The sequence below is a fragment of the Leifsonia sp. Leaf264 genome, assembly GCF_001422325.1.
Taxonomy (GTDB): domain Bacteria; phylum Actinomycetota; class Actinomycetes; order Actinomycetales; family Microbacteriaceae; genus Orlajensenia.
Genome location: NZ_LMMR01000001.1, coordinates 173,130 through 195,550, shown reverse-complemented (window position 1 = coordinate 195,550; position 22,421 = coordinate 173,130). Strand labels below are relative to the sequence as shown.

Annotated in this window: 21 protein-coding genes; 16 read left to right on the top strand and 5 right to left on the bottom strand. The window is 68.5% G+C overall.

The window, feature by feature from the left end:
* Positions 1-16: 16 nt before the first annotated feature.
* A complete protein-coding gene (locus tag ASF30_RS00935) occupies positions 17-1,501 on the bottom strand; it encodes an SDR family NAD(P)-dependent oxidoreductase (protein ID WP_055900246.1) in 1,485 nt (494 codons plus the stop codon).
* A 95-nt stretch (positions 1,502-1,596) separates the two neighbouring features.
* On the opposite strand from ASF30_RS00935, the gene ASF30_RS00930 reads away from it, so the two are divergent.
* From ASF30_RS00930 to ASF30_RS00900, 7 genes are all read left to right on the top strand, one after another.
* Positions 1,597-2,142 (top strand): ribose-5-phosphate isomerase, encoded by a 546-nt coding sequence (locus ASF30_RS00930; RefSeq protein ID WP_055900243.1) that lies wholly within the window; start codon positions 1,597-1,599, stop codon positions 2,140-2,142.
* Between the two features lie 5 nt (positions 2,143-2,147).
* Positions 2,148-3,122, top strand: a complete 975-nt coding sequence (locus ASF30_RS00925; RefSeq protein WP_055900240.1) for an Fpg/Nei family DNA glycosylase — start codon at positions 2,148-2,150, stop codon at positions 3,120-3,122.
* A 55-nt stretch (positions 3,123-3,177) separates the two neighbouring features.
* Positions 3,178-3,810 (top strand): FMN-binding negative transcriptional regulator, encoded by a 633-nt coding sequence (locus tag ASF30_RS00920; protein ID WP_055900237.1) that lies wholly within the window; start codon positions 3,178-3,180, stop codon positions 3,808-3,810.
* The gene (locus ASF30_RS00915; protein ID WP_055900234.1) at positions 3,807-5,261 is read left to right on the top strand and encodes an amidohydrolase; all 1,455 of its coding nucleotides are present in this window, start codon (positions 3,807-3,809) and stop codon (positions 5,259-5,261) included. Before ASF30_RS00920 ends, ASF30_RS00915 begins: the two co-directional genes overlap by 4 nt.
* 170 nt (positions 5,262-5,431) lie before the next feature.
* Complete coding sequence (locus tag ASF30_RS00910; protein WP_157496843.1) at positions 5,432-7,027, top strand: multicopper oxidase family protein; 1,596 nt, start codon at positions 5,432-5,434, stop codon at positions 7,025-7,027.
* Entirely contained in the window at positions 7,017-8,438 is a 1,422-nt protein-coding gene (locus ASF30_RS00905) for a sensor histidine kinase (RefSeq protein ID WP_055900231.1), read from the top strand. The genes ASF30_RS00910 and ASF30_RS00905 overlap by 11 nt, the downstream gene beginning before the upstream one ends.
* Positions 8,439-8,487: 49 nt before the next feature.
* Positions 8,488-9,117, top strand: coding sequence for a response regulator transcription factor (locus ASF30_RS00900; RefSeq protein WP_055902349.1), 630 nt, complete (start codon positions 8,488-8,490; stop codon positions 9,115-9,117).
* Positions 9,118-9,144: 27 nt separating this feature from the next.
* Here ASF30_RS00900 and ASF30_RS00895 read toward each other — a convergent pair whose 3' ends face one another.
* On the bottom strand, positions 9,145-10,221 hold the full coding sequence (locus ASF30_RS00895) for a phosphatase domain-containing protein (RefSeq protein WP_082467358.1): 1,077 nt from the start codon (positions 10,219-10,221) through the stop codon (positions 9,145-9,147).
* Between the two features lie 97 nt (positions 10,222-10,318).
* Between ASF30_RS00895 and ASF30_RS00890 the strand changes: the two genes are divergently transcribed.
* The 5 genes from ASF30_RS00890 to ASF30_RS00870 all read left to right on the top strand — a co-directional run bounded on the left by ASF30_RS00890 (position 10,319) and on the right by ASF30_RS00870 (position 14,392).
* Complete coding sequence (locus ASF30_RS00890; protein WP_055900228.1) at positions 10,319-10,972, top strand: TetR/AcrR family transcriptional regulator; 654 nt, start codon at positions 10,319-10,321, stop codon at positions 10,970-10,972.
* A gap of 126 nt (positions 10,973-11,098) precedes the next feature.
* Complete coding sequence (locus ASF30_RS00885) at positions 11,099-11,965, top strand: ABC transporter ATP-binding protein (protein WP_055900225.1); 867 nt, start codon at positions 11,099-11,101, stop codon at positions 11,963-11,965.
* Entirely contained in the window at positions 11,962-12,684 is a 723-nt protein-coding gene (locus tag ASF30_RS00880) for an ABC transporter permease (protein WP_082467357.1), read from the top strand. The genes ASF30_RS00885 and ASF30_RS00880 overlap by 4 nt, the downstream gene beginning before the upstream one ends.
* On the top strand, positions 12,681-13,463 hold the full coding sequence (locus ASF30_RS00875) for an ABC transporter permease (RefSeq protein ID WP_055900222.1): 783 nt from the start codon (positions 12,681-12,683) through the stop codon (positions 13,461-13,463). Before ASF30_RS00880 ends, ASF30_RS00875 begins: the two co-directional genes overlap by 4 nt.
* Entirely contained in the window at positions 13,460-14,392 is a 933-nt protein-coding gene (locus ASF30_RS00870) for an ABC transporter substrate-binding protein (protein ID WP_055900219.1), read from the top strand. The genes ASF30_RS00875 and ASF30_RS00870 overlap by 4 nt, the downstream gene beginning before the upstream one ends.
* Before the next feature lie 80 nt (positions 14,393-14,472).
* Here ASF30_RS00870 and ASF30_RS00865 read toward each other — a convergent pair whose 3' ends face one another.
* The 3 genes from ASF30_RS00865 to ASF30_RS00855 are packed head-to-tail and all read right to left on the bottom strand — an operon-like array spanning position 14,473 to position 16,477.
* Complete coding sequence (locus ASF30_RS00865) at positions 14,473-15,159, bottom strand: DedA family protein (protein WP_055900216.1); 687 nt, start codon at positions 15,157-15,159, stop codon at positions 14,473-14,475.
* Positions 15,160-15,189: 30 nt separating this feature from the next.
* Positions 15,190-16,095, bottom strand: coding sequence for a M56 family metallopeptidase (locus tag ASF30_RS00860; RefSeq protein ID WP_055900213.1), 906 nt, complete (start codon positions 16,093-16,095; stop codon positions 15,190-15,192).
* A gap of 4 nt (positions 16,096-16,099) precedes the next feature.
* Positions 16,100-16,477 (bottom strand): BlaI/MecI/CopY family transcriptional regulator, encoded by a 378-nt coding sequence (locus ASF30_RS00855; RefSeq protein ID WP_055900210.1) that lies wholly within the window; start codon positions 16,475-16,477, stop codon positions 16,100-16,102.
* Between the two features lie 90 nt (positions 16,478-16,567).
* On the opposite strand from ASF30_RS00855, the gene ASF30_RS00850 reads away from it, so the two are divergent.
* Genes ASF30_RS00850 through cydC form a run of 4 tightly spaced genes read left to right on the top strand, consistent with a single transcriptional unit; the run spans position 16,568 to position 22,379 of the window.
* Positions 16,568-17,980 carry a cytochrome ubiquinol oxidase subunit I gene (locus ASF30_RS00850; protein ID WP_055900207.1) on the top strand — a complete coding sequence of 471 codons (1,413 nt, stop codon included), beginning with the start codon at positions 16,568-16,570 and terminating at the stop codon, positions 17,978-17,980.
* A gap of 9 nt (positions 17,981-17,989) precedes the next feature.
* Positions 17,990-18,997 carry a cytochrome d ubiquinol oxidase subunit II gene (gene cydB, locus ASF30_RS00845; RefSeq protein ID WP_055900204.1) on the top strand — a complete coding sequence of 336 codons (1,008 nt, stop codon included), beginning with the start codon at positions 17,990-17,992 and terminating at the stop codon, positions 18,995-18,997.
* A 51-nt stretch (positions 18,998-19,048) separates the two neighbouring features.
* Entirely contained in the window at positions 19,049-20,701 is a 1,653-nt protein-coding gene (gene cydD, locus ASF30_RS00840; RefSeq protein WP_055900201.1) for a thiol reductant ABC exporter subunit CydD, read from the top strand.
* Positions 20,694-22,379, top strand: a complete 1,686-nt coding sequence (gene cydC / locus ASF30_RS00835) for a thiol reductant ABC exporter subunit CydC (protein ID WP_055900198.1) — start codon at positions 20,694-20,696, stop codon at positions 22,377-22,379. The genes cydD and cydC overlap by 8 nt, the downstream gene beginning before the upstream one ends.
* Positions 22,380-22,421: the final 42 nt, after the last annotated feature.

The window sequence follows — 22,421 nt, the reverse complement described above, 5'->3', positions numbered from 1 at the left end:
CGAACATCCAGCCTAATCACCAGTCGGAGCGCTTGTAGTCCTTCAGGAACACTCCCGTGACGTCTTCGCCGGCCTCGCCGCGCACGATCGGGTCGTAGACGCGCGCCGCGCCGTCGACGAGGTCGAGCGGGGCGTGGAAGCCCTCCTCGGCGAGGCGCACCTTGGTGGGGTGCGGGCGCTCATCGGTGATCCAGCCGGTGTCGACGCTCGTCATGAGGATGCCGTCGGACAGCATCTCCTTGGCGCTGGTCCTGGTGAGCATGTTGAGCGCGGCCTTGGCCATGTTGGTGTGCGGATGCCCGGGGCCCTTGTATCCGCGACCGAAGACGCCCTCCATGGCCGACACGTTGACGATGTAGGTGCGACGGGCCTCACTGGCGGCGAGAGCCGGGCGCAGGCGGCTGACGAGGATGAACGGTGCTGTGGTGTTGCACAGCTGCACCTCGAGCATCTCCAGCGGATCGACATCCTCCACGTTGGCGACCCAGCTGTTGGTGTGGTGCAGGTCGGGCACGAGGCCGCCGGCGTCGATGGCGGTGCGGTCCGCCAGCTTGGCCAGCGAGCTCGAGCCCGGCGCAAGGGCGAGAGCCGTGAGGTCGTCGGCGGTCATCGTGCCAGCGAACAGGCCGGACGAGAGGATGGGGTGGCTCGCGACGGAGTCGGCGAGGGCGAGCGGATGCGCGTCGTTCGTGTGGCCGAAGCTCACGATCTCGGGCAGGGGGCCGTCGGGCAGTGGCGACGACTCGGCGTCGACGAGGGGCGAGTAGGCACCGGGGGAGCGACGCACGGTCTGGGCGGCGTTGTTGATGAGGATGTCGAGCGGTCCCTGCGCGGCGACGTCGTCGGCGAGGGCGATGACCTGGGCGGGATCACGCAGGTCGATGCCGACGATGCGCACGCGATGCAACCAGTCGGCCGAGTCGGGCATGGCGGCGAAGCGCCGAGCAGCGTCCCGCGGGAAGCGCGTCGTGATGGTGGTGTGGGCACCATCGCGCAGCAGGCGCAGTGCGATGTACATCCCGATCTTCGCGCGGCCGCCGGTGAGCAGCGCGCGCTTGCCGGTGAGATCGGTGCGAGCGTCGCGCTTGGCGTGGCTCATCGCGGCGCAGCTCGGGCAGAGCTGGTGGTAGAAGGAGTCGACGAGCGTGTAGCGCTCCTTGCAGATGTAGCAGGGCCGGGCGACCTGAAGCTCACCGGCGATGCGGGCATCCGTTCCGCTCACGAGGTCGGCGCCGCGGGTCTCGTCGTCGATGCGGGTGGGGGCGCCCGTCGCCGTCGCGGCGATGACCTGACGATCGGCATCGGCGATGACGCGACGCTTCTCGGCCCGGCGCGTCACCTTGACCGACTTGAACATCTTGGCCGTCGCACGGCGCACGGTGTCGAAGTCGGGGTCGTTCTCGTCGAGGTCGCTGAGAGCGGCGAGAACGCGAAGGGTCGTCTCGAGTTCGGCCGGGTCGATCTGCGGCGCGGAATCAGGGGACGAGGGGTCTGAGGGCATCCGAGGATTCTATCCCGGCGACATCCGTGAGAATGCTGAGGCGGATGCCGTCCCGGCGGCGAAATGCGGCATCCGTCGTCAATACACTGGATGGCATGCGCATCCACATCGCCACCGATCACGCCGGTCTGGAGTTCAGCGAGCATCTCGCGACCCACCTCACGGCCGCAGGCCACGACGTCGTCGATCACGGGCCGACGAGCTACGACGCGCTCGACGACTACCCGTCGTTCTGCATCAACGCGGCCATCGCCGTCGCGCGTGACCAGCGTGACGGGGTCGAGGCCCTCGGCGTGGTGTTCGGCGGATCGGGCAACGGCGAGCAGATCGCCGCCAACAAGGTGGCCGGCATCCGTGCTGCCCTGGTCTGGAACCACAGCACGGCGCTGCTCGCACGCCAGCACAACGACGCCAATGTGATCTCGATCGGTGCCCGACAGCACACTGTCGACGAGGCGACGAGCTTCATCGACGCCTTCATCGCCGAGCCGTTCTCGGGCGAGGAGCGCCACGCGCGCCGCATCGCACAGTTGGCCGAGTTCGAGCAGACGGGCGTGATCGCCGGCAAGTACGTGTCAGCGCAGAACGACGCCCTGGCCGACGTCCACGCTGACGTCGACACCCACGCCGCCAAGGCGTAGCGCCGATGCCCGAGGGCCATTCCGTCCATCGCATCACCCGGCAGTTCGCCCGCAACTACCTCGGCAAGCAGGTCGCCGTCTCGAGTCCGCAGGGGCGTTTCGCCTCGGATGCCGCACTCATCAGTGGTCGCACGATGGTCGACGCCCGCGCCGTCGGCAAGCAGATGTTCCTCGAGTTCGACAACGGACTGTGGTTGCGCGTGCACCTCGGCATGTACGGGGCGTGGGACTTCGCCGGCGAGATCCAGCTGGACGCGACCATCGCATCCGCCAACGGCCGAATGGGCCAGACCAACCAGCGCGGCACCATCCTCGACTCCGCCGGCGAGAACTCGCTGCACTCGATCGGCGCCCCGCGGCGCACCCGCGTGCGCATGTCGGAATCGGAGAAGCCCGGCGAGCTCTCCGACACGTTCCCACCCGAGCCGGTCGGCCAGGTGCGGGCGCGCCTGCTGACCGACACGGTCTGCGCCGACCTGCGCGGACCGACGGCCTGCGAGGTCGTCGACGCCGCCCGCGTGGCCGAGGTGATCGGCAGGCTCGGCCCCGACCCGCTCAACGACGACGAGGTCGAGTCGGAGGAGCGGTTCACCGCCACGGTGCGCCGGAAGCCGACGCCGATCGCGCTGCTGCTCATGGACCAGTCGGTGGTGAGCGGAATCGGCAACGTCTACCGAGCCGAGATGCTGTTCCGAGCGCGGGTGAACCCGCACACACCGGGCAGGCTCGTGCCCGAGGAGACCGTGCGCGGACTCTGGCGCGACTGGGCGCACCTGCTGCGCATCGGCGTGGAGACCGGCCAGATGATGACGATGGACGGCCTCGACGGCGTCTCGTACCGCAACGCCATGGCCAACCGCGCCGACAGGCACTGGGTCTACAAGCGCGAGGGTCTGCCCTGCCGCGTGTGCGGCACCCACATCGTGCTCGAGGAGATGGGTGCCCGCAAGTTGTACTGGTGTCCGCGGTGCCAGGCGTGAGCACCGACGCCCACGTGAGCGAGCCAGGCGCGACAGTCGACCGAGGAGCAGCAGCATGAGACAGAACCCCAGCTTCCTTCTGGCGAGCGACGAGGGCGTCAAACGGCTCATCCGTGAGAACCCGTGGGTCACGATCGTCAGTCGAACGGATGCCGGCGAGCTCGTCGCGTCGCACTACCCGATCGTGCTGCGGGAGGACCTCGACGGCATCGTCATCGAGAGCCACGTCGGTCGGCCCGACGAGTTACTGCACGAACTGGGTCGCCACGAGGTGCTCATCGTCGTGCAGGGTCCGCACGGCTACATCTCGCCCGGCTGGTACGACGGCGGTCCGGCGGTTCCCACCTGGAACTTCGTCGTCGCGCACCTGCACGGCACCCCCGAGCTCCTCTCCGACGCCGAGAACCTGCAGGTGCTCGAGCGCCTCGTCGATCACTTCGAGGACCGCATGCCCGAGCCGTTCCGGATGAACCGCACGCTGGAGAACACGGCGTACGCGGAGCGCATCGTCGTCGGCACCGTCGGCTTCAGGATGCGCGTGGACAGGTTCGTCGCGAAGGACAAGATGAGCCAGAACCGACCCGCCGCCACGGTCGACCGCATCATCGACGAGCTGGAGAACGGCTCGGTGTACACCAGCCGGGAACTCGCCCGCGAGATGCGCCGCGCCCGCGGGGAAGCCGTATGACCCTGGTGCTCGCCGGCGGTCGCATCCTCGGGACCGGGGCCGCCGTCGACATCGTGGTCGAGCGCGGTGCGATCGTCGCGATCGTACCTGCCGGCACCGCTGTGACGGATGCCGCTGACCGCGTCGACCTCGACGGCCGGGTCGTGCTCCCCGGCCTCTGGGACAACCACGTGCACTTCACCCAGTGGGCCCTGACATCCCGCCGCCTCGACCTGTCCGCGGCAGCCTCGGCTGACGAGGTGGTGGCCCTCGTCGGTGCGCGCATCGCCGCCGGCGCGACGGAGGTCGTGGGCTTCGGCTTCCGCGACGGACTGTGGCCGGAGCCGCCGACGGCAGCTCAGCTCGATGTCGTGGCCGCATCCGTGCCCGTGATCCTCGTCAGCGGTGACCTGCACAGCGTCTGGCTCGATTCCGCAGCCCTCGCGCTGCACGGCTTCGCGGGCCACCCCACCGGCCTGCTTCGTGAGGACGACGCCTTCGCCGTCGTGCGCGCACTCGACGACGTGGCCGACGACGTGCTCGACGGCTGGGCCCGGGAGGCCGCGACGGCCGCCGCCCGACGGGGCGTCGTCGGCATCGTCGACCTCGAGATGACCTGGAACCGCGACGTCTGGCTGCGGCGCATCCGTGGCGGCCTCACCGGCCTGCGGGTCGAGTTCGGCGTCTACCGCCAGCACCTCGCCGACGCCATCGCCGCCGGGATGCGCACGGGCGACGTCGTGCCCGGCACCGACGGACTGTTGCGCGTCGGACCGTTCAAGGTCATCACCGACGGCTCGCTGAATACCCGCACGGCGTTCTGCCTCGACCCGTACCCCGGACTCGCGGATGCCGAGGCCTTCGGCCTGCTGACGGTGCAGCCTGACGAGCTGGTGCCGTTGCTCGAGACCGCGCGCGACGGCGGGCTGCGGCCCGCCGTGCACGCCATCGGCGACCACGCGAACTCGCTCGCCCTCGACGCCTTCGCGTCAGTCGGCGTCGGCGGATCGGTCGAACACGCGCAGTTGCTGACGGAGGCGGATGTCGCCCGCTTCGCCGCGCTCGGCGTGACGGCGAGCGTGCAACCCGAGCACGCGATGGACGACCGCGACGTGGCCGAGCGGTACTGGTCCGGGCGCACCGACCGTGCCTTCATGCTGCGCAGCCTGCTCGACTCCGGGGCCGTCCTCGCGCTCGGCTCGGACGCTCCCGTCGCACCGCTCGACCCGTGGGTGAGCATCGCCGCCGCCGTCGGACGCACGCGCGACGGACGAGAGCCGTGGCATCCGGAGCAGTCGATCACGGTGGCCGAGGCCGTCGCCGCTTCGACGCGCAGCACCGTCGAGGTCGGCCAGCCCGCCGACCTCGTGATCGTCGAGACCGACCCGACCACGGCGTCCGTCGACGCCCTCCGTACGCTTCCCGTGGCCGCCACCCTCCTCGCCGGCCGCTTCACCCACCGCGCCCTCTGAGGCTTCGCCCGCCAGGCACGGTGAGCGCGTCTGCAGGACCAGGCCAGGACGTGCCTCTGGCAGGCGTCATCGGCGGCCTCATCCTGTGAACGGATGAGGGGGATAACCCCACCCCGAGTCCGGATGCCGGCCGGATGGGCGCGCCAGCGCCCGCTCGCGAGGCTGGAGGCATGCCAGAGCGCACCACGCCGAACTCGCCGAGCGCGTCGATCCCGCCGACCACCCCACGACGCCGCTCGCGTCTGCGCCGTCCTCGTGCGGTCGCAGGCGTGGCCGCATCCGCCGCGGTCCTCCTCGGCACCGTCGGTGTGCTCGGCGGCTGCTCGATGATCCCCGGCCTGCTCGACGGAGGTCGGGTGAACACCGTGGGCACCGTCGACTTCACGAATCCGCTGGCCATCCCGCCGCTGGCCGAGTCGACTGTCGATGCCGACGGCACGAGGATCTTCGAGCTCACGGCCCAAACCGGAAGTACCGAGTTTCATCCGGGAGTGACGACCGAGACGTGGGGCTTCAACGGCTCCTACCTCGGTCCGACGCTCGTCGCCCATCGTGGAGAGAGAGTTCGCGTCGATATCCGTAACGAACTCGCCGTGCCGACCACCGTGCACTGGCACGGGATGCACCTGCCGGCCGAGATGGACGGCGGCCCGCACCAGGTGATCGAGCCTGGCGACGAGTGGTCGCCGACGTGGACCATCGATCAGCCCGCGGCCACCCTCTGGTACCACCCGCACCCGCATGGCGAGACCGAGGAGCACGTACGGCACGGCCTCGCCGGCCTGTTCTACGTGCAGGACGACGTGGAGGACGCGCTCCCGCTCCCGCAGGAGTACGGAGTCGATGACGTGCCGCTCATCGTGCAGGACGCACAGTTCAACAGCACCGGTGAGCTGAAGGGCACCAACAAGGGCTTCGTGGGCGCACTCGGCAACGAGATGCTGGTGAACGGGACGGCCGACCCCTACCTCGATGTGTCGACCGAGCTGGTGCGACTGCGCCTGCTCAATGCGTCGACGGCACGCACCTACTCCTTCGGTTTCGACGACGATCGAAGCTACGACCTCGTGGCGACCGATGGTGGTCTGCTCGAGCGGCCGGTACCACTCGAGCACCTCCGGCTCTCTCCGGGTGAGCGCGCCGAGATCGTCGTGCGCATGCTGCCGGGCGAGACGACGGTGCTGCGGTCCGCGACGCCCGACCTCGGCGTCGAGGGCGACGGCGGCGCGCAGAATGGCGGCGCCGACAGCTTCGACGTGCTCGAACTGCGCGCCGGGGCGGTGCTCGGCTCCGCGGCATCCGTTACACCCCGGCTCACGACGATAGACAGCCTCGACCCGACGGATGCCGCCACCACCCGTGAACTCCACCTGGACGGCTACGAGATCAATGGGCAGCCGATGGACATGGGCCGCATCGACCAGGTCGTGAACGTCGGGGACACCGAGGTCTGGAACGTGGTGAACGACATGGACCGGCCGCACAACTTCCACATCCACGACGTGCAGTTCCAGGTCGCGGCCATCGACGGATCACCGCCGCCACCCGAGCTCGGCGGCTGGAAGGACACCATCTACCTGCCGCCGCACCGGCACTTCCACCTCGTGATGCGCTTCGACGATTACAGCGACGCGAAGCATCCGTACATGTATCACTGCCACCTGCTCTGGCACGAGGACCGCGGCATGATGGGCCAGTTCGTGGTCGTGAAGCCGGGCCAGCACGTCACAATGACACCAGGAGAGAACGCACACCATGAGCACTGAGAGCATCGCCACCGTCGCCACCACGCCCGCCGAGGCGCGCCCGTCACGCTGGGCCGGCTACGGCGCGCTCTGGCGTCGCGTCCCGCAGGAGCTCGGCTTCCTGCTCCTCACCATGCCCATCGCGATCATCGGGCTCTCGATCCTGGCGCCGCTGTTCTGGACCGGCGTCGGGTCGCTCGTTCTCGTCTTCGGCATCTTCGTCGTGATCGCGAGCCTGTACATCGGCCGAGGGTTCGGCACCCTGGAGCTGGTGCGCCTGCGCTGGGCCGGTCGCCCGGCCATCCCGCAGCCGCACTGGCAGCCGCGCAACGCCGACTCCGGGTACTGGGGGCGCTTCGTCTTCGGACCCGTGGCGGACGGCCACTACTGGCTGTACTTGCTGCACACCATGATCGTCGCGCCGATCATCAGCGTGGTCAGCTGGACCATCACGGTGGCCTGGACCGCCGTCGGCCTCGGCGGCGTGACGTTCTGGATCTGGGCACGCGACATCCCGATGGGCGATCGCCAGTTCTGGCTGCACGACGTCGTACTCGACTGGATGTTCCCCGGCAACGCCTGGCAGTTCGACGACATGGCCGGCGAGATCGTCTTCGAGTTCATCGTCGGAGTTCTATTCCTGATCACGCTTCCCTTCGTCACTCGACTGCTGACCCTCATGCACCAGGGCGTCGCCCGCGGGATGCTGGGCCGCTGGCGCTCCGAGGAGCTGCGCCGCGAGGTCGCCGACCTCAGCGCGTCGCGAGGCGCCGCCGTCGCCGCTGAGGACCGCTCGCTGCGACGCCTCGAGCGCGACATCCACGACGGTCCGCAGCAGCGGCTCGTGAGGCTGCAGATGGACCTGGCGGCCGCCGAGCGGAGGCTCGACACCGATCCCTCCGCGGCAAAGTCGCTGCTCGTCGAGGCACGCCAGCAGGCGCACGACACCCTCGAGGAGCTGCGGGCGTTGTCTCGCGGCTTCGCGCCGCCCATCCTGCAGGACCGCGGCCTGGTGAGCGCGCTCGACTCGCTCGCGACCCGCAGTCCGGTCCCGGTGCGGCTGGAGTCGTCGCTCGACCCCGAGGAGAGGCTGCCGGGGGAGATCGAACGCAGCGCCTACTTCATCGCCGCGGAACTGGTCACCAATGCCGTCAAGCACGCCGGCGCGACCGGCATCCGCCTGATCATCGCGACCCGCCCGACGGATGCCGCCACTGGTGCGACGGCAGATGGCGAGCAGCGCTGGCTCGACCTCTGGGTCGTGGACGACGGCGTCGGGGGAGCGGCGTCTGTCGCCGGACACGGCCTCAGCGGCCTGGAGGAACGCCTGACCGGACTACGCGGGCTGCTGGTCATCGACAGCCCCGTCGGCGGACCGACGAGCGTCGGCGCCCACATCCCATTGCCGGTGGAGGCCGCCGCTCTATCCTGAGTGGGTGACGACGACAGACGCCCCGACTCCGTCGGCACCCCTCCGGATCATGCTCGCCGAGGACTCGGTGCTGCTGCGCGAGGGTCTGGTGCGGCTGTTCGACGAGGCCGGCTTCGAGACCGTCGGCGCCTACGGAGACGCCGAGTCGCTGCTCGCCGAGATCGACGGGGTGCTTCCCGACCTGGTCGTGCTCGACGTGCGGATGCCGCCGACCTTCCGCGACGAGGGCGTTCGGGCCGCCGTGCACATCCGTCACACGCTGCCCGAGGTCGGCATCCTACTGCTCAGCCAGTACGTGGAGGGCGCCTATGCGCAGGAGCTCCTGGCATCGGGGGACGGCGGTGTCGGCTATCTCCTCAAAGACCGCGTCGCTTCGCTCGACGAACTGAAGGATGCGGTGTCCCGGGTGAGCTCAGGTGGCACCGTGCTCGATCCGCAGGTCGTGAGGGAGCTGATCGGCCGCCGAGTCGATCCGCTCGGTGCCCTGACGCCACGAGAACGCGAAGTGCTCGAGCTCATGGCCGAGGGGCGTACGAACGCCGGCATCGCCGAACGGCTGTTCATCGGCATCGGCGCGGTGGAGAAGAACGTCACCGCCATCTTCCAGAAGCTCGGCCTCGACGGCTCGGGCTCGGACCACCGGCGGGTGCTGGCCGTGCTGGCGTACCTGCAGCGCTGAGCGGTCTGGGCGGGCCGATCAGCCGGTTCAGACCATTCCGAGCTCGTCCAACTGTTCAGCGATGCCCGAGCCGTCTGGGGCGTAGACCCACGGAACATCGGGAGTGCTGCCCCGCTCGGACTTCGACCGTCCACCGGCCAGCACGGCCTCACCGGTCGAGAGCTGCCGGATGGCGACGGCCGACACATGACCCGGACGCTCGGCCGAGAACTCGCGGTACACGTCCTCGTCGTGCTGCCCGTCGTCGCCGATGAGCAGCCACTTGATGTTCGGGAACTCCTCGGCCAGCCGGCGCAGGTTGTCGCGCTTGTGCTCCTGGCCACTGCGGAACCAGCGGTCGTGGGTGGGCCCCCAGTCCGTCAGTAGCAGGGTGCCCGCCGGGTAGATGTTGCGCGACAGGAACCGGGTGAGGGTCGGGGCCACGTTCCAGGCCCCGGTCGAGAGGTAGATCACCGGGCTGCCCGGGTGCGACGACACCAGTCGCTCCATCAGGACGGCCATTCCCGGCGTCGGGATGCGCGCGTGCTCGTCGAGCACGAAGGTGTTCCACGCCGCGACGAACGGGCGGGGGAGCACTGTGACCATCACCGTGTCGTCGACGTCGGACACGATGCCGAACGACACGTCCGGCGCGATGATCTGCGTCGGTGCCTCGACGGCGACTCCGCCCGGCGTCTCGATCGTCGCGACATGCCACCCTGGTTCGAGCGCGATGGGGATGACGGCGTCGACGACGCCACCGCGATCGGCCCTCACCTCGGTCGTCCTGCCGTCGATGGTGATCGACACCATCGCCCCATTGAGGGGGACACTGACGAAGCTGCGCCAACCGCGGAGTCGCTCGCTGCGCTTGGCCCGCTTGCGGTCGGCGCGGGTGGGCGGATCCGACGGTACAGGCACCGGCTTCTGCAGCATGACCCGGCAGAGCACCCGTGTCCACTGGGTCGATCCGTAGCCCGCGAACGGGATGATCAGGGGCACTCGCCCGTGTTTCCGGGCCCAGGTCTCCCGTCGCGTGTGCACCATGTCCTCGAACCTGGCGAACAGATGAGTCGTCGGGTGGTCGACGGAACGCTGGGGCTCTGCATCCGTTGAACTGACCATTTGCACCAGTTTCTCACGAGCGAGCCGACTGAGAGCGCGTTCAGGAAACCCCCATTCAGATGCATAGAATGAAGGCTGCAATTTCCAAGGAGGATCAGTGCCGGTAGGCAGCATCATCGGGGCTGAGTTCCCTGTCGCACTCGTGCGAACGGAACCCATCCAACAGCGCGGAGCCGACCGCCTGAACGCTCTGCTCGACGCAGCAGCCACAATCGTCGACGAGATCGGCTTCGACCGTCTCACCACGGCCATGATCGCCGAGCGCTCCGGCGCGTCGATCGGAACGGTCTATCGGTACTTCCCCGACCGCATCGCGGTGCTCCAGGCACTGCGCGAGCGGTCGATGGCCAGGTTCCGCAGCCGCATCGTCTCCCTCATCGAGTCCGAGGCTCCGTCGAGCTGGTGGGAGGCCGTCGACCTCGGCGTCACCTCGTTCGTCGAGCTGTACCGCGCCGAGCCCGGGTTCCGCATCATCCACTTCGTCGACCGCGAGCGCATCCCCGCCGGCGGCACGGAGGACGACATCGACATGCCGTTCGCGAAGATGTACTCCCAGGTCCTCACCGAGGTCTTCGGTCTCGACGGCGGCGAGAACCTCGACTTCCACCTCGAGGTGGCAGTCGAGATGATGGACGCCATCCTCTCGCGGGCCTTCGCCTACGACGCGGACGGTGACGAGCGCTACATCGCCGAAGCGCGCCGGGTGCTGCACGGGTACCTCACGGGATTGTTCGGACCAGTCGCCGGCTGACTTGTCAAGGGGTGAGTCACAGATTCGCCTCAATCCGCAATCCTTTTTGCCTCGAGCGCCGAATGGTGTTTGTGTTGAACACTGACACTGCCCCGTTCGGCTGCATCGAGGAAAAGAGTTCGTCCCATGATCGAGTTCCGCTCGGTGTCGAAACGGTTTCCCGACGGCACTCTCGCGGTCGATGACTTCTCCCTGCTGATCCCCTCACGACGCATCACGGTGTTCGTGGGTTCGTCAGGGTCCGGCAAGACCACTCTCCTCCGCATGATCAACCGCATGGTCGATCCCACGTCGGGTCAGGTCATCATCGATGACACGGATGTCTCCGGCAGCGACCCTGTCCACCTGCGACGCAGCATCGGCTACGTGATGCAGAACGGCGGCCTCCTGCCGCATCGCCGGATCGTGGACAACGTGGCGACGGTTCCGCTTCTGCGGGGAACGTCGAAGTCCGAGGCCCGCGCACGTGCTCTCGAACTGCTCGACACCGTCGGCCTCGACCGCTCACTCGCGACCAAGTACCCGCGGCAGCTCTCCGGCGGCCAGCAGCAGCGCGTCGGGGTCGCCCGCGCCCTCGCCGCCGATCCCAACATCCTGCTGATGGACGAACCGTTCGGCGCCGTCGACCCCATCGTCCGCGTCGAACTGCAGAACGAGCTGAAGCGCCTGCAGCGCGACCTGGACAAGACCGTCGTGTTCGTGACCCACGACATCGACGAGGCCTTCACCCTCGGCGACCAGGTCGTCGTGTTCAAGACCGGAGGCATCGTCGCGCAGGTCGGCACGCCCGCGGAGATCCTCGCGCATCCGGCCGACGACTTCGTCTCGTCGTTCATCGGCGCCGACAGGGGCCAGCGCCGTCTGCACCTCGAGCCCAAGGACCCGGCGAGCGGTCAGATCCTCGTCGTCGACGACACCGGGCGCCCCGCCGGCCTGATCGACGGGGAGGCCCCGTCCGAGGACGTCACGCCCACGGACGTGAGAGTGTCGTGAACTGGTTCCTCTCGAACTGGGAACTCGTCGTCGACCTGACGCTCAACCACATCCGGTTGAGCATCATCCCGATCATCGCCGGCTTCGTCATCGCGGTGCCTCTCGGCCGCCTCGCCATCACAGGTCGAACCGCCCGCGGCATCATCATCACGTCGACGAGCCTGCTCTACACGATCCCGTCACTGCCGCTCTTCGTGATCCTCCCGGCCATCCTCGGCACCAAGGTGCTGAGCGACATCAACCTGATCGTCGCCCTCGGCATCTACGCCGTCGCCATCATGGTGCGCGCGGCCGCCGATGCCTTCGCGTCGGTCTCGCCCGACGTCAAGCAGGCCTCTCTGGCGATGGGGTACTCGCGGTGGCAGCAGTTCTGGAAGGTGGAGTTCCCCCTCGCCGGGCCGGTCCTGCTCGCCGGGATGCGCGTGGTCTCGGTGAGCACGATCGCCCTCGTCTCCGTCGGCGTGCTGATCGGCAGTGAGAACCTCGGCTACCTGTTCGTCAACGGAAAGCAACGCGGGATCCTCGAGGAGGTCGGGACCGGAATCATCGCCAGCCTTCTCATCGCACTCGTCTTCGACCTCGTGCTCGTGCTGCTCGGACGCATCCTGCTTCCGTGGAGTCGCGGCGAGCCGAAGTCGGGAAAGCGTCGGGGCACCGAGGAGATCCTCGTGTCGATGGCTCCGGTTCCCAGCGGAAACACGGGACGAGGCCTCGCATGAACCTCTTCGTGAGCGCGATCCAATGGATCCTCGATCCGGCCAACTGGGTGCCGGGCTCGCAATCGCCGCTGCCCATCCAGGACCGACTGGCGGAACACCTGCTCTACACCTTCGTGTCGGTGCTGATCGCTGCGGCGATCGCGCTGCCCCTCGGCTTCTACATCGGCCACACGGGAAAGGGACGTCAGTTCGTCATCTCCTTCACCGGAGCCATGCGCGCCCTCCCGACCCTCGGTGTGCTGTTCTTCCTGACGATGGTGCTCGGCTACTCGATGGTCGGCACGACGGCGAACTTCGTCGGGACGATGATCGCGCTCGTGCTGCTCGCGATCCCCTCCATCCTCGCCGGGGCCTACGCCGGCCTGGAATCCGTCGATCGCCAGACGATCGACTCCGCCCGGGCGAGCGGCATGACCGAGATGCAGATCCTCACCAAGGTGGAGATCCCGCTCTCGCTCCCGCTCATCATCGGCGGGCTCCGCGCCGGCGTCCTCCAGGTCATCGCGACGGTGGTCATCGCCTCCTACGTCGGTCTCGGCGGCCTCGGACGCATCATCGCCAGCGGCATCGGACTCAACGACTATGACCGCATCCTCGGCGGCGCCATCCTCATCACAGTGCTCGCACTTCTGATCGACGGCGTCTTCGCCGTCATCCAACGACTCACAGCGACGCCGGGTGTCGGCAGCGCACGCCAGACTGAACAACAGAGTCTTCGTCGGCGGGCACACGGCCCGTCCACGACGGTGGGAACACCAATCCAGGAAGGGAAATCATGAGTATTTTCAAGAAGGGCCGGATCGCCATCGGCGTTGTCGCGGTCGGAGCTGTCGTGGCTCTGGCAGGGTGCGCAACAGGAGATCCCACCGCTCCCGAGACCGCTTCGGGGGGAGACTCCGGCGACGCCATCGTCGTCGGCTCGTTCGCCTTCCCCGAGAGCGAGATCCTCGGCGAGATCTACGCCCAGGCGCTCACAGCGCAGGGCTTCGACGTGAGCACCAAGTTCAACATCGGCCCGCGCCAGCAGACCATCCCCGCCCTGCAGGACGGTTCGATCAACCTCATCCCCGAGTACAACGGCAACCTGCTGGCGTACTACGACACGGAGTACACCGAGCGCACGACGGCTGACGTCGACGGCGCCCTCGGCGACGCCGTGGCGAAGGACGACCTGGTGGTCTACAAGTCGGCAGCCGCTGAGGACAAGGACGCCTACGTCGTCACGAAGGAGACCGCCGACAAGAACGGCCTGAAGGCCATCGGCGACCTCTCGAAGATCGAGCCGTTCAGCCTCGGCGCCAACCCGCAGTTCGGTGAGCTCGGCTACGGGATCCCGGGCCTCAAGTCGGTCTACAAGGTGAGCGACGTGACCTTCGTGCCGATTGAGGACTTCGGCGGACCCGACACCGTCAAGGCACTCACCGACAACACCGTGCAGGTCGCCGACATCTACACGACGTCTCCCGACATCAAGTCGAAGAACCTCGTCGTGCTCGATGACCCCGAGAACCTCATCTCGGCGCAGAACGTGATCCCGCTGCTCAGCTCGAAGATCGCGTCGGACAAGCTCGAGAAGGCGCTCGACGCCGTCTCGGCCAAGCTCACGACCGACGACCTCATCGAACTGCGCGACAGGGTCGAGGGCGACGAGAAGGCCTCGGCGAACACCGCGGCCAAGGACTGGCTCGACAAGGCGGGGCTGCTCTAGCAGTTCAGCCACACCAACGAGAACGGGTCGGATGCCTCACGGCATCCGGCCCGTTCCTCGTTCTCGGCGGCCGTCAGCGGTCAGGGCGCCGGGGCGTCGTCCGTTGGTGCTGCGGCAGTCGGGACATCGACGTCGTCGAGGTGGCGCTTCTCCAGGCGCTGCAGCAGCTTCTTGGCCAGCAGCACGAGAAGCAGGAAGACGACAATGATCCCGACGAAGACGTAACCGGCGTAGTGCAATTTGTCGCTGGTCTCCCGGAAGCTGCCGGCCGCCGCCGAGCCCACCGAGACGTAGGCGAACGCCCAGATGATGCTCGCCGGTGCCGTCCAGGCGAGGAAGCGGCGATAGCGCATGGTGCTCATCCCGACTGTGACGGGCACCAGGGAGTGCAGCACGGGCAGGAACCGGGAGACGAAAACGGCGATGCCACCGCGCCTCTCGATGTATCGCTCCGCACGCTGCCAGTTCTGCTCTCCGATGCGACCACCGAGCCTGCTGCGACGGATGCGGGGACCGAACCATCGCCCGAGGTAGAAGCCGATGCTCTCCCCGATGAGCGCCCCGACCACGACCGCGGCGATGAGGGCGAAGTACTCGACAGTCCCGTCGACGGCGGTGCTCGCGACGAGCACGATCGAATCGCCGGGAACGACCAGCCCGACGAGCAGCGACGTCTCCAGCATGATGCCGACGCCCGCGATCAGAGTGCGCAGGACAGGATCCACGGACTGCACTGTCTCGAGGATCCAGAGGAGGACGTCGTTCATCGACCTGAGCCTAGGCGACGCGGCCGGTGATCAGGCTGCGAGTAGCCGGGAGATCCGCGCGCCGATCGCCCCGCTCACCGAAGCCGTCTGTGCGGCATCCGGAGAGAGCCGGAGCGGATGCCGCGGAGTCGTCGTCGACACCCGACGAAGGGGAGGTGCCCCCGTCACCTCGCCGTGGGCCACGTCGCCCCACGCTGAACCGACGAGCGCAATGGCCGTGGCCAGGGTCTCGGCGTCGACCTCGCGGCGTGCTGTGTCGTCGGCGAGCATCTCGACGAGCAGCGCCACCGCTCGCTCCGCCCGATTCGCAATCGGGAACCACGGGAGGGCGCTGTGCCAGGCCGTGAAGGCGAGCAGGACGAGGTGATGGTGCTGGCGCAGGTGCGTGCGTTCGTGCGCCAGCACGGCATCGAGCTGATCGCGGTCGAGCAGGTCGATCAACCCCTCCGATAGCACTGTCACCGTGTGCATGCCCGGGAGGCAGTACGCCACTGGGGCAGCATGGTCGAGCATGCGCGCCCCCGGATGCCCCGGAACAGGCGAGCTCAGCAGTTCGACGAGGGCGTGGTGGCGACGGCGACGACGCTCGGCGCGCACAGCCGTCGTCCCGAGGTTCAGCAGCAGGTGCGCACCGAGGAGTACTGCCGCTCCGAGTGCGACGATGTGAACCGCGCCGACACCCGACGGGAGCGGACCATCGATGAGGCCGCTCAGCAGCAGGCCGGCATCCGCTCCGGCAGCCCCGACGAACGGAGTGAAGCCGAACAGCAGCAGCGCGCCGATCATGCTGGTGCCGCCGGCGAGTGCGATGAGCTGCCACAGCGCCAGGGCCCGACCCGGGGTGCGCGACGGCCACGCCGCTCGGGCGAGGACTATAGGCACGGGCCAGGCGAGCGCGACGGCCACGATGGCCAAGGCTGCGGCTGCCGGATACACGGCTCTAGGCCTGCTGCCGGCGGGCGAGGAGAGTGCGAAGCATCTCGGCTTCCTCGGGGCTGACCTGCCCGACGAAGCGCGCGAGGGCGGCATCCCGATCCGATGCCGTCCCGAGGACCTCGTGCATGAGCTCGGCCGTGTGCTCGGCTCGGCCACTGACCGCGCTGTACAGGTGCGGCCTGCTCTCGCGCTTCCGGTCGACGAAGCCCTTGGCCTCGAGCCGCGACAGCACGGTGAGCACAGTGGTGGTGGCGAGGCCGCGCCCCGCGGTTCCGGCTCCCCGGGCGTCGAGGGCGTCGCGCAGCTCGTTCGCGCTCAGGGGGTTGTCGGCGTCCCAGAGCAGATCCATCACCGCTCTTTCGAGATCACCCAGTGTTGCCATAGGTTCAGAATACCGTTTCGCGTGAATGTGTTCTACGCTCTGTAGAAGTTGGTTTTCTACGCCGTGTAGAAATCATCGAGGGGAGCACCCGTGAACGACTGGCTGGATCCGCTTCTGCTGTCGCGCTGGCAGTTCGGGCTGACGACGATCTACCACTTCCTCTTCGTTCCCATCACGATCGGCCTCAGCTTCACGGCGGCGGTGTTCCAGACCGCCTGGTGGCGCACCGCGAAGGTGCACTACCTGCAGCTGACCCGCTTCTTCGGGACCCTGTTCCTCATCAACTTCGCGATGGGCGTCGTGACGGGCATCGTGCAGGAGTTCCAGTTCGGCATGAACTGGTCGACATACTCGCGCTTCGTCGGCGACGTCTTCGGCGCCCCGCTCGCCCTCGAGGGGCTGCTGGCCTTCTTCCTCGAGGCCACGTTCATCGGCCTCTGGATCTTCGGGTGGGACAAACTGCCCAAGGGGCTGCATCTGGCGACGATCTGGTTGACGAGCATCGGAACCATCCTGTCGGCGTACTTCATCATCGCCGCCAACGCCTTCATGCAGAACCCTGTCGGCTACGAGCTGAACGAGGCTCGCGGTCGAGCCGAACTCACGGACATCTGGGCGCTGCTCACCAACAAGGTGGCCCTGGCCGCCTTCCCGCACACGATCTTCGCGTCGTTCATGGTCGCGGCCGGCCTCATCATCACCGTCGCCGCCTGGCACCTCGCCCGCAACCAGAACCTCGTCACCATGCGGCCGGCCCTCAAGTTCGGGCTCTGGATGATGGTGGCATCCGGCATCCTCACCACCCTCTCGGGCGATCAGCTCGGCCTCGCCATGGTGCAGACCCAGCCGATGAAGATGGCGGCGGCCGAGGCCATGTACACGACCTCGACCGGAGCTGATGCCTCCTTCTCGATCTTCACGCTGGGCACGCCCGACGGCGTGCACGAGTTGTTCTCCATCCGCATCCCGTACCTGCTGTCGTTCCTGTCGACCCACACGCTCGACGGCACCGTCGAGGGCATCAACGACCTGCAGGCGCAGTACGTGCAGCTGTACGGCCCCGGCGACTACACGCCGGTGATCTGGATCACGTACTGGGCGTTCCGCTGGATGATCGGCCTCGGCCTGCTGCACGTCGTCGTCGCCGTCGTCGGCCTCTGGCTCACCCGCAAGGGACGGATGCCGAAGAACAAGTGGATCTGGAGAGCAGCCATCTGGTCGTTCCCGCTGTCGCTGGCGGCGATGATCATGGGCTGGATCTTCACCGAGATGGGGAGGCAACCCTGGATCGTCTTCAGCCTGCTGAAGACGGAGGATGCGGTCTCGCCCAACGTCACAGGCGTCGAGGTGCTCACCTCCCTCATCGCCTTCACCCTGATCTACGGCGCCCTGGCGGTGGTGGAGTTCACGCTCATCAAGCGAGCCGCCCAGAAGGGGCCGCCGCCCGCCCCGGAACCCGATGCCGAGAGCGGCGAGATCAAGCCGCTCACGACGGTCTACTAGGAGGCTCTGATGGATCTGCCCACCCTCTGGTTCTGGATCATCGCCGGTCTGTTCATCGGCTACTTCGTGCTCGACGGCTTCGACTTCGGAGTCGGCATGTCGCTGCCCTTCCTCGGCAAGGACGACGCCGACCGCCGCGTGCTGATCAACACCATCGGCCCGGTCTGGGATCTCAACGAGACCTGGCTCATCGTGGCCGGTGCCTGCCTGTTCGCCGCGTTCCCCGAGTGGTACGCCACCCTGTTCAGCGGCTTCTACCTGGCACTGCTGCTCATCCTGCTCGCCCTGATCGCCCGCGGGGTCTCCTTCGAGTACAGGCACCAGCATCCGGGGTCGCAGTGGAAGGCCTGGTTCGACGGGATGATCATCGTCGGATCGGCCGTCCCGTCTCTCCTGTGGGGCGTGGCCTTCGCGAACATCGTTCAGGGAGTCCCACTCGACGAGGGGCACAACTACACCGGCACCCTCATCGACCTGCTGAACCCGTACGCCCTGCTGGGCGGACTCACGACCCTGCTGCTCTTCTTCACCCACGGTGTCGTGTTCGTCTCGCTCAAGACGACGGATGAGCTGCGGGTGCGGGCGCAGAAGCTCGCCGCGCGCTCCGGCATCATCACCATCGTGGTGGCGGCGCTGTTCCTGCTCTGGACGGCGTTCATCGCCGAGTTCGCCTTCATGTACCTTGTGCTGGCCGCCCTCGCAGCCGTGGCACTGATCGGCTCGTGGGTGCTCAATCGCGCCGGGGCCGAGGGCTGGTCCTTCGCGCTCGGGGCGGCCACCATCGCCTTCGCCGTGCTGGCGCTGTTCACGGCACTGTTCCCCGACGTGATGCCGGCCTCCAACGACCCGGCGAACAGTCTCACCATCGCGAACGCGTCGAGCTCGACGTACACCCTCACCGTCATGAGCTGGACCGCGCTGGTGTTCCTGCCGCTGATCCTCGCCTACCAGGGCTGGACCTACTGGATCTTCCGCAAGCGCGTGACCCGTGCCCACGTCGAGGCTGCCCAGCATTGACGGGCGACGCGCTACCGTTGAAGCCGTGACCGAACCGACACGCACCATCGCGTGAAACCCCTCGATCCACGCCTGCTCCGCCGCGCCATCGGAGCGCGACTGTTCCTCGTCGGGGGCGGTGCCATCGGCTTCGTGCAGACGCTCGCCGTCATCGTCTTCTCCTGGTGCACAGCACAGGCGGTGTCGCGGGCCGTCGCCGGCGCCGCTCTCCCGGAGCTCGTCCCATTCCTCATCGGCCTGGCCACGGCCGTGGCCGTACGCGGCGCTGCCATCTGGGCGACGGATGCGGCCGCTGCAGCGGCATCGTCGCGCGTCAAGGGCGAGCTGCGCGCGCAGGCCGTCGCGGCGGTCGTTCGCCTCGGCCCGGGCTGGGCGCGCGGCCGGGGGACCGCTGGGCTCGCGACCATCCTCGGCGCCGGCCTGGATGCGCTCGACGCCTACTTCGGCAAGTACATGCCGCAGCTGATCCTCACCGCGATCGCCACGCCGTTGCTCGTGCTGGTCATGCTGCTGCAGGATCCGCTCAGCGGCATCATCGTGCTCATCACCCTGCCGCTCATCCCGGTCTTCATGATCCTCATCGGCTGGGCGACTCAGGCCGCCCAGAAGCGCTCGTGGTCCCGGTTGCAGATCCTCTCGGCCGCCTTCCTCGATGTGGTCGGCGGTCTCGGCACCCTGAAGATCTTCGGCCGCCAGCACCGCCAGGCCGCACGCATCGCCGCCGTCACCGACGAGTACCGCCGCGACACCATGAAGGTGTTGCGCATCTCCTTCCTCAGCGGCTTCGTGCTCGAACTGGCCGCCAGCCTCTCGGTGGCCGTCGTGGCCGTGCAGATCGGCCTCCGGCTGCTCGATGGCTCCCTCGCCCTCTCGGTCGGTCTCTTCGTGCTCCTCCTAGCCCCTGAGGCGTTCCTGCCCGTCCGCGGGGTCGGTGTGCAGTTCCATGCCGCCGCCGACGGCCTCGCGGCCGCCGACGACGTGCTCGGGATCCTCGACGAGGCTGATGCCGCACCCGACGCGGGACGGGCGGCGGCGCCCGATGCCCCGGTTCCGCGCTCCATCAACCGACGCCCGGGCGACGATTCGCTGCTCGTCATCGAAGGGTTGTCGGCTTCGCACGATGAGCTCAGCGTCCTCCGGGAGTTCTCCGCCACCGCCGTCGGTGGGAGCGTCACTGTGATCACCGGACCGAGTGGGGCGGGCAAGTCGACGCTCCTGAAGGCCATCGCCGGCCTCGGCGCCCACGACGGCGCCGTGCTCCTCGACGGCCGTGAGCTCCAGCGCTCCGACGTGTCGTGGACGGGACAGCATCCCGGTCTCATCGCGGCGTCGGTGGCCGAGAACGTCGCCCTGGGCGACGAGGCGCCCGACCCCGTGCGAGTCGCGGCGACACTCGCCCGTCTGGGACTCGGCGACGTCGATCCGGCGCTGGCGCTCGGCGTCGGCGGAGCCGGTCTGTCGGGCGGGCAGGCGCAGCGCGTCGGCATAGCGCGGGCTCTCTATCGTCTCGAGGGCCACGGATGCCGCATCCTGCTGCTGGACGAGCCCTCGTCAGCGCTCGATGCCGACTCGGAGGCGCTGATCATCACCGAACTGCGGGCAGCGGCCGACGCCGGCGCGATCGTCATCGTCGTGAGCCACCGCCCGGCCGTCATCGCTGCGGCCGATGCCCTGATCAGGCTCGAGGAGGTCGCCCGTGTCTGACCGCGATGGTGTCTCGGCCTCGGCCCGAGAGGTGCTGCGCCTCGCCCAGCCGCCGACCCGGAGATTCGTGCCCGGCGTGCTGGTCGGTGCCCTCGGCGCGGGTTCAGCCGTCGCGCTGCTGGCGACGTCGGCGTGGCTCATCGCCCGCGCCGCCGAGCAACCCTCGATCGTCTACGTCTCGCTCGCCGTCGTCGGAGTGCGCGCCTTCGCCATCTCGCGTGGCGCCTTCCGCTACCTCGAACGCCTCGTCACGCATGACGCTGCGCTTCGCCAACTCACCAGGCTGCGGGTGCAGCTTCTCGAGCGCCTCGTGCCGCTGGCGCCCGACGGCATGAACGCCATCGGCCGAGGCGACCTCCTCACGAGGTTCTCCCGCGACGTCGACGAGCTGCAGAACCTCCCGCTCCGGGTGCTCCAACCGGCTCTCGTGGCGGCCGTGACGGCCGTGGGGAGCGTGGTCGCCGTGTGGTTCATCAGCCCGTCGGCGGCCCTCGCGCTCGCCTGCTGCCTCGTCGTGGCCTTCATCGCGGGAACCGTCCTGCACGCCGGGGTGTCGGCGCGCGCTGATGCCGCCGTCGCGCCGCTCCGCGGTGCCGTCGGCGCTGCCCTGGTCGACCTGCTCTCCGGTCTCGACGCCCTCATCGCGTACGGCGCCGTCGACGCGAGCCTGGATCGGGTGGCGCGTGCCGATACCGCCCTGCGCCGGGCCGAGACCCGCGCCGCTGCCGGGGCAGGCCTCTCCTCGGCGGTCGTCTCACTCGCGGCCGGCGCCGCGACACTGGCCGGCATCATCATCGCGGTGCCGGCGCTGCACTCGGGTTCCCTCGACGGTCCCGAACTGGCCGTCATCGCCCTGGTACCGCTGGCGGTGTTCGAGGTCTGCTCCATGCTCCCGGCGGCCGTCGGAGCCTGGCGCCCGGTGCGGGCCAGCGCCCGAAGAGTTGCCTCAGCGGTGCCGGACGACGTACCGGGCGAGCTCGCCGTGGATCCGAGGGATGCGCGAGCCGTGACTGCAGCCAGCGGCGGCGAGCTGACGCTGACCGGTCTGACCGCGCGGTGGCCGGACGGCGGTGGGGCCATCGGGCCACTCGATCTCGCCGTGAGACCGGGGGAGCGCCTCCTGGTGCGCGGCGAGAGCGGCGCCGGCAAGACCACGCTCGCCCATGTGCTCGTGCGTCTGCTCGACTACGACGGCTCGTTCCGCCTCGGCGATGAGGAGGCGCGGGAACTGCAGCAGGACGGCATCCGTACCCTGATCGGTCTCTGCGAGCAGCAGCCGTGGATCTTCGACGCGACCCTGCGCGACAATCTCACCTTCGCCCGCGAGACGGCGACGGATGCCGAACTGTCGGCAGTGCTGGACCGCGTCGGCCTCTCCGAGTGGGCGGCTTCCCGCAGTGGACTCGACACGCCCCTCGGCGAGCACGGCTCGCGAGTATCGGGCGGGCAGGCGCAACGCATCGCGTTGGCGCGGTCCCTCCTGGCGGATTTCCCGGTGCTGGTGCTCGACGAGCCGACGGCCAACGTCGACGCCGACCGAGCCGACGCCGTGCTGCGCGACCTCCTCACCGCGGCGTCGACGGATGGGCGCACCGTCATCCTCATCTCGCACGGCGAGGTGCCCGCCGACCTCGTCGATCGGACGGTCACCCTCGTCGACGGACGCATCCCGGCCTGAGGACATTGCTGCGGATGAGAACTTTCACACCCGCGTGTCCCC